This window comes from Candidatus Sodalis sp. SoCistrobi, from assembly GCF_900143145.1.
GTDB lineage: Bacteria > Pseudomonadota > Gammaproteobacteria > Enterobacterales > Enterobacteriaceae > SoCistrobi.
Genome location: NZ_FRDB01000243.1, coordinates 1 through 4181 on the forward strand (window position 1 = coordinate 1; position 4181 = coordinate 4181).

The following is a 4181-nucleotide window of genomic DNA, read 5'->3' on the forward strand; positions in this document are numbered from 1 at the left end:
TGCTCATGCTGAGTTTCCAGCACTAGATTAACTGCCCGTTCACGGACTTCCGGAGAGTAACGTTTGGTCGTTGTCATAGAGACCTCCACTTTTAAAGTATAGACTCTAATTTATCCGGGGTGATTCAGATACCCGCCCTATCCCAGGCCTCGCCCGTGGCCGCGTCGGCATTCCCTTTTTCTGCCGCCGCGTTCCCGGCGGGGTTTGGTGTTTTCTGACCTGCAGATTTGCTATCCTTTCTTTATTCGATAATCATCAGCCGGACAGGAATCGATGGAGTTTAACGGCACTGAAATCAGTACCGATGCGCAAGGGTATTTGACCCAGCCGCAGGACTGGTCCGAAGCGTTGGCGGCAGAAATCGCCCGCCGCGAAGGTATCATCCTTAGCGAAGCCCACTGGCAGGTGATCCACTTCGTGCGCGCATTTTATTTACAATACAACACGTCGCCGGCGGTGCGAATGCTGGTGAAGGCCATGGCGCAGGCCTACGGCGAAGAGAAAGGGAATAGCCGTTACCTTTTCCGTTTGTTTCCCGAGGGTCCCGCCAAGCAGGCAACGAAAATCGCCGGCCTGCCCAAGCCGGTGAAATGCCTGTAGCGCCCAAACGGTGCGGCGTCGCATTTCATCACCGCGCGCCGCGCGGGCAACGGTATGGCAGTCCACCACCGCAGCGCGGCGTGGCAGTTCAGCGGCGTTGCGCGGCCAGTGGCGTGGCAGTTCATCAGCGTTGCGCGGTCAGCGGCGTGGCAGCTCCTCGCCCCAGCGCTGTCAGCAGCGCATCATCCCACACGGCAATTAACATCACGAGCCGTACTGCGCGCCGCGCGGGCAACGGTATGGCAGTCCCCCCCGCGACAACGGCATACCCGCCCAAGAAGCGCTGACGGTCGTTAATAGCGGATGGAAAAGCCGCTGAAATCCCCCACGCTACCATTGCGCGGTTCAGTGAGGACTTTATCCACCCGAGCATGAACCGGTCCTCCCTGGCGTAGCCAGTCCAGCAGTTTTTCCACTTGCGCACTTTCGCCGCAGACCACAACTTCCACGCTGCCGTCATCTTGATTGCGGACATAACCGCTCAGCCCCTGGAGCTTTGCCTGATGTTGAGTGGCGTAGCGAAAACCCACACCCTGCACTTGCCCATGGACCCAGGCTGCCGTACATATCATCGTCATCGTTTCCTCCTGCCGAACGGCGTAGGTTGCTTTTCAGCGCGCTTATTCGCAAAATGGCGCTCTTTGGCTAGGGTTTAGCATACTTTTATGATGACAAAACGTCTATTTCTGGCGCGCGGCCGTGAGAAATCGCTTATACGGAGCCATCCCTGGGTCTTCTCCGGTGCGGTAGGCCGGCTGGAAGGGAAAGCCCAGCCGGGAGAAACCATCGACATTTGCGATGACAAAGGCCGCTGGCTGGCGCGGGGCGCCTGGTCACCGCAGTCGCAAATCCGCGCCAGGGTGTGGAGCTTCGATCCCGACGAACAGATTGATGTCGAGTTCTTCGTCCGCCGGTTGACGGTTGCGCAGCGTCTGCGTACGTTACTGGCGGCGCGGGACGGTTTAGATGGCTACCGCCTGATTGCGGGCGAATCGGATGGGTTACCCGGCATTACTATCGATCGCTATGGTGATTTTTTGGTTGTGCAGTTGCTGTCCGCCGGCGCCGAATTTCAACGTGCCACGTTGTTAACGGCGCTTCAACGCTGCTATCCCGACTGCTCAATTTACGACCGTTCCGACGTCGCGGTGCGCAAGAAGGAAGGGTTAAAGGAAAACCGCGGCGTTATGAGTGGCGCCACACCGCCAGACTTACTCCCAATTCGTGAACATGATATGTCTTTACTGGTGGATATTGCTCAGGGCCACAAGACCGGTTTCTACCTCGATCAGCGCGATAGTCGTCTGGCTGCCCGCAAGTACGCCGCCGGGCGTAGGGTGCTTAACTGTTTTAGCTACACCGGCGCATTTTCCGTGTCGGTATTGAAGGGAAACTGCCGGGAGGTGGTCAGCGTTGATACTTCACAACAGGCGTTAGACGTAGCGCAGCAAAACCTGGCGTTAAATGCGCTGGATCCGTCACGCGCGCGCTTCGTCCGGGATGATGTTTTTCAGTTGCTGCGCCGTTACCGCGAGGAGGGAGAGCAGTTTGATATGATCATCCTCGACCCCCCCAAATTTGTGGAAAATAAAAATCAGTTGGCCAGCGCGTGCCGCGGCTATAAAGATATCAACATGCTGGCGCTACAGTTGCTGGCGCCAGAGGGGGTGTTGTTGAGTTTTTCCTGCTCCGGCCTGATGTCTACCGATCTGTTTCAAAAAATCCTGGCGGATGCGGCGCTCGATGCCGGGCGCGAGATTCAGTTTATTGAACAGTTTCGCCAGGCCGCCGATCACCCGGTAGCCGGCGCTTATCCCGAGGGGCTGTATTTGAAAGGGTTTGCCTGTCGGGCCGGTTAAATTGTGTCCTGTCACCTTGATTTCCCCCGGGCCTCCCCCATATTAAGTGTAAGGCATACTTTTCACTGGAGGTCTTATGATTGCCAGCAAATTTGGCATAGGGCAGCAGGTTCGGCATAAACTGCTGGGGTACCTGGGGGTGATTATCGACGTGGATCCAGAATACTCCCTGGAGAAGCCTTCACTGGATGACATCGCGGCTGACGATAGTCTGCGTGCCGCTCCCTGGTATCATGTGGTAATGGAAGATGAAGAGGGAAAACCGGTGCACACCTATCTGGCGGAAGCGCAGTTGGGATATGAATCCTTTCCCGTCCATCCCGAACAACCGACGTTGGATGAATTGGCTGAGTCCATCCGATTGCAGCTTCAGGCGCCGCGCCTGCGCAATTGAATATCACGGCTGCGCGGTCGCGCAGCCGGTTCTCATCTCTCCTAGGCGCACTGACGCCAAACCTAGACGCCGATGGCGGGCACATTTGTATGTTAGCCGGCACGCCTGTTGCCACCCTATACCGATGCCTAACCTGGTCCGCCTGTTGCCCCAACGCGCAGATGCCATACCCGGCACGCCTATTATCACCCTATGCAAATGCCTTACCCGGCGCGCCCGTTGCCACCACCCGTTGATGCCTAACCCGGCGCGCCTGTTGCCACCGGGGCCAGTGCCCGGCACGGCACGTCAGTTGTAAACCGGTGCCGAGGTCCAACCCGGTACGCCTGTTGTTAACCCGTGCCAATGTCTGACCCGGCGCGCTTGTTGCCACCCCGCGCAAAAATTCGGCTAATGCCGCTGTTACTCTTAGGGATAAGTAGGTCAGGCTCGGGTTTCACTTGTCAGCCGCGCTCAGCGGTCCAGTCCGAGGCGCGGGATTTCAATTTTCGGACAGCGGTCCATCACCACTTTCATGCCGACGTTTTTCGCCAGCACTGCCGCCTGTTCATTGATAATCCCCAACTGCAGCCACAAAACCCCGGCATCAATGGCAATCGCCTCCTGCGTCAGATCGTACACCGCCTCAGCGCGTCGAAAGACATCCACCATATCAATTTTGGCGGGGATCTCGGCCAACGTGCCGTATACGGTTTGCCCCAGGATGGTTTTCCCTGCCAATGCCGGATTCACCGGGTACACCTGGTAACCCCGAGCCAATAAGTAGGCCATCACGCCGTGGCTGGGCCGGGCCGGATTATCGCTGGCGCCCACCAGGGCGATGGTCTTCACGGTTTGAAGAATGTCGCTGATTTCAGCGTCTGTCATGGCGGCTCTCCGCAAGGAAAAGATGTTTAAAGTGTATACCACCCGGTGAAAAACATCTTTCTTCAGTGGAAATCAAAGATATCAAAATAAAAATAAGTGTGACTAAATTATACGAAATTATTATTGTCATATATATAGCGAATTATTCTGCTTACGTTCTGATAAGGTGAGATAATGAATTTCCTGCGCGTCCTGGTGATGGGGCTATGCATCTTAACCGGGTTTCCCGTGATGGCGACAACGCTGCAACTCCCTGAAGAACTCGAACTGTTAATCGTCGATGGTAAAGCGCTGGGCAGTTCTCTCCTGCGCGGCGCCAGCAGTTTGGAACTGGTGAATCACCCCGGATAAATTAGAGTCTATACTTTAAAAGTGGAGGTCTCTATGACAACGACCAAACGTTACTCTCCGGAAGTCCGTGAACGGGCAGTTAATCTAGTGCTGGAAACTCAGCATGAGCA

6 protein-coding genes are annotated in these 4181 nt (G+C 56.1%); 4 read left to right on the forward strand and 2 right to left on the reverse strand.

Features of this window, described 5'->3' with window-relative positions; translation table 11 throughout:
- Window positions 1-273: 273 nt before the first annotated feature.
- A complete protein-coding gene (locus CINSTRO3249_RS13570) occupies window positions 274-600 on the forward strand; it encodes a TusE/DsrC/DsvC family sulfur relay protein (protein WP_074013658.1) in 327 nt (108 codons plus the stop codon).
- 293 nt (window positions 601-893) lie between these two features.
- Here the strand turns inward: CINSTRO3249_RS13570 and yccX are convergent, their stop codons facing one another.
- On the reverse strand, window positions 894-1178 hold the full coding sequence (gene yccX / locus CINSTRO3249_RS13575; protein WP_074013659.1) for an acylphosphatase: 285 nt from the start codon (window positions 1176-1178) through the stop codon (window positions 894-896).
- A 90-nt stretch (window positions 1179-1268) separates the two neighbouring features.
- Between yccX and rlmI the strand changes: the two genes are divergently transcribed.
- Entirely contained in the window at window positions 1269-2459 is a 1191-nt protein-coding gene (gene rlmI / locus CINSTRO3249_RS13580) for a 23S rRNA (cytosine(1962)-C(5))-methyltransferase RlmI (RefSeq protein ID WP_074013662.1), read from the forward strand.
- Between the two features lie 76 nt (window positions 2460-2535).
- On the forward strand, window positions 2536-2853 hold the full coding sequence (gene hspQ, locus CINSTRO3249_RS13585) for a heat shock protein HspQ (RefSeq protein WP_074013660.1): 318 nt from the start codon (window positions 2536-2538) through the stop codon (window positions 2851-2853).
- Window positions 2854-3306: 453 nt separating this feature from the next.
- Here the strand turns inward: hspQ and CINSTRO3249_RS13590 are convergent, their stop codons facing one another.
- Window positions 3307-3720: a CoA-binding protein gene (locus CINSTRO3249_RS13590; RefSeq protein WP_074013661.1), complete on the reverse strand. Its 414-nt coding sequence runs from the start codon at window positions 3718-3720 to the stop codon at window positions 3307-3309.
- Window positions 3721-3894: 174 nt separating this feature from the next.
- Here CINSTRO3249_RS13590 and CINSTRO3249_RS16805 point away from each other — a divergent pair, with 174 nt between their 5' ends.
- Window positions 3895-4071: a DUF2057 family protein gene (locus tag CINSTRO3249_RS16805; RefSeq protein WP_174249792.1), complete on the forward strand. Its 177-nt coding sequence runs from the start codon at window positions 3895-3897 to the stop codon at window positions 4069-4071.
- Window positions 4072-4181: the final 110 nt, after the last annotated feature.

Bases quoted from the DNA above. Each gene is read 5' to 3' on its own strand.
- hspQ (WP_074013660.1), top strand. From the start codon at position 2,536: ATGATTGCCAGCAAATTTGGCATAGGGCAGCAGGTTCGGCATAAACTG.
- rlmI (WP_074013662.1), top strand. From the start codon at position 1,269: ATGACAAAACGTCTATTTCTGGCGCGCGGCCGTGAGAAATCGCTTATA.
- CINSTRO3249_RS13570 (WP_074013658.1), top strand. From the start codon at position 274: ATGGAGTTTAACGGCACTGAAATCAGTACCGATGCGCAAGGGTATTTG.
- CINSTRO3249_RS16805 (WP_174249792.1), top strand. From the start codon at position 3,895: ATGAATTTCCTGCGCGTCCTGGTGATGGGGCTATGCATCTTAACCGGG.
- yccX (WP_074013659.1), bottom strand. From the start codon at position 1,178: ATGACGATGATATGTACGGCAGCCTGGGTCCATGGGCAAGTGCAGGGT.
- CINSTRO3249_RS13590 (WP_074013661.1), bottom strand. From the start codon at position 3,720: ATGACAGACGCTGAAATCAGCGACATTCTTCAAACCGTGAAGACCATC.